This is a genomic window from Cellulomonas rhizosphaerae (genome assembly GCF_003470205.1).
GTDB classification, from domain to species: domain Bacteria; phylum Actinomycetota; class Actinomycetes; order Actinomycetales; family Cellulomonadaceae; genus Cellulomonas; species Cellulomonas rhizosphaerae.
Genome location: NZ_QWKP01000025.1, coordinates 1 through 2401 on the forward strand (window position 1 = coordinate 1; position 2401 = coordinate 2401).

Sequence of the window (2401 nt, forward strand, 5' to 3'; positions counted from 1 at the left end):
ACTACCAGCTGACGATCGCGTCGGCGGTCGAGGAGCAGACGGCCACGACGAACGAGATGTCGCGTGGTGTGGCCGAGGCCGCGGCGGGGTCGGGGGAGATCGCCACCAACATCACCGGCGTCGCCACGGCCACCGCGACCAGCTCGGACGTGATCGGTCAGATGGGCGCCTCGGTCTCCGAGCTCGCGCGCATGTCGGCCGACCTGCGTACCCGCGTCGCCGCGTTCACGTACTGAGCGGGGTCGGGACATGAAGATGCGGGTCGGGGCCGCGGCCCTCCTGTTCCTCGTCGGCGTGAACGGCTGCTCCGCGCAGGTCGCGGCGGACTCGTCGGGCGCTCCGCTCGTCGGGATCGCGATGCCGACGACCGAGCAGACCCGGTGGGTCGCCGACGGTGACAACCTCTCGGCGCAGTTCCACTCGCTGGGCTACCGGGTCGACAAGCGGTACGCGGAGAACGACGTCGCCGCGCAGGTCGCGCACGTCCAGGACATGGTCGACGAGGGCGCGGACGCGCTCGTCATCGGCGCGGTGGACGGCACCGCCCTGACGGCCGTGCTCGCCAAGGCGCACGCCGCGGGCATCGCGGTCATCTCCTACGACCGCCTGATCCGGGAGTCCAAGGACGTCGACTACTACGCGTCGTTCGACAACGCACGGGTGGGCGTCATGCAGGGGACAGCGCTGCTGCAGGGACTCGGTGTGATCGACGCGACCGGGAAGCGGACCGCGCAGCGCGGGCCGTTCCACGTCGAGGTCTTCGCCGGCTCGCCCGACGACAACAACGCCACCGTGTTCTACGACGGCGCGATGTCCGTCCTGAAGCCCTACCTCACCGACGGCACGCTCGTCGTCGCGTCCGGCGAGGTGGCCCGCGAGGACGTGGCGATCGAGAAGTGGGACCCGCCGACCGCGGGCAAGCGCATGGACTCGCTGCTGGGCCGCTACGGCAAGGGCCCGCGCCTCGACGGCGTGCTCGCACCCAACGACGGCATCGCGCAGGCCGTCATCGGCTCGGCCAAGACCCTCGGCTACGTGCCCGTCGTCACCGGGCAGGACGCGGAGATCCCCGCGGTCCGCTCGGTCGCGGCCGGTGAGCAGTACTCGACCGTCTACAAGGACACCCGGCAGCTGGCCGAGGTCACCGTCGCGATGGTCAACGCGCTGCTCGAGGGTGACGAGCCCGAGGTCAACGACACGACGACGTACGACAACGGCGTGAAGGTCGTGCCGTCCTACCTCCTGCCGCCCCGGGCGGTCACGAAGGACAACTACCGCCGGCTCCTGGTCGACGGCGGCTACTACACCGCGGAAGAGGTCGGCTGATGTCCACCACGACGGTCACCACACCGGCCCGGCGCCGCGGCGCCTGGTTCTGGGACCGCCCCATCGCGGTGAAGTTCGCGGCGGCGATGGTCGTCCTCGGCGGCACCTTCGCGGTCGTCGGCGGCGCTGGCGCGATCGCGCTGCAGCGTGCGGGCGACGACCTGCAGGAGATGTCCGACCTCGACACGCACCTGCAGCGGGCGTTCGCCGACCTCGGCGTCGCGCAGGCGCGCAGCCACCTGCTGCTGGCCCGCGCGGCCGGCGCGGACGCGGCGACCCGTGCCCAGCTGCTCACCTCGTCGACGTGGACGGACGGCGTCGTCGAGGCGCGCTCCGACGTGGTCGAGACGTTCCCCGACGCGCTCACGCCGCAGTGGAAGGACTTCCGCACGCGCTGGGCCGCCTGGACCGAGTTCCGCGACACGACCCTCCTGCCGCTCGTCGAGGCGGGCGACACCGCGGGCTTCACGGCCGCGGTCACGGCCGACGTGGCCGCCGACCCCGACTGGGCCGGCCGCGCGCTCCAGCTCGCCTCGGCGCAGACCGACGCGCAGGTGATCGCGATCCAGCAGGCGGGCCAGGCCGAGGTGCGCCGCACCATCTGGCTGCTCGCCGCCGCGTTCGTCGTCGCCGCGGTGCTCGCCGCCGCGCTGTCCACCGCGGTGATCCGCCGGGTGTCCCGCGCGGTGCGGGCCGTCGGGGCGTCCCTGGACGCGATGGCGGACGGCGACCTCACGGTCACCGCGTCCGTGCCGTCGCAGGACGAGACCGGCCGGATGGCCGACTCGCTGCGCCGTGCGCAGGACGGCCTGCGGGCGACCCTGACCGACGTCGCACGCACCGCGCAGGACGTCGCCGAGTCCGCGCAGCGCCTGACGGGCTCCAACGCCGAGGTCGCGAGCGCGGCCGGCGAGACGAGTGCGCAGGCGGGTGTGGTGGCTGCGGCTGCTGAGCAGGTGTCGCGCAACGTGCAGGCGGTGGCTGCGGGTGCGGAGCAGATGGGTGCTTCGATCCGGGAGATCGCGCAGAACGCGACGGATGCGGCGAAGGTGGCGGGTCAGGCGACGGTGGTTGC

General features: G+C 73.0%; 2 protein-coding genes and 1 pseudogene. All 3 read left to right on the plus strand.

The genetic code is table 11. The features are described from left to right. Positions 1–236: pseudogene (locus D1825_RS00295) on the plus strand (methyl-accepting chemotaxis protein); the annotation flags it as partial. A 13-nt stretch (positions 237–249) separates the two neighbouring features. Then, positions 250–1326, plus strand: a complete 1077-nt coding sequence (locus D1825_RS00300; RefSeq protein WP_118765563.1) for a substrate-binding domain-containing protein — start codon at positions 250–252, stop codon at positions 1324–1326. Beyond that, the coding region (locus tag D1825_RS00305; protein ID WP_138066980.1) for a HAMP domain-containing protein at positions 1326–2401 on the plus strand (1076 nt) is incomplete at its 3' end. The genes D1825_RS00300 and D1825_RS00305, both read left to right, overlap by 1 nt.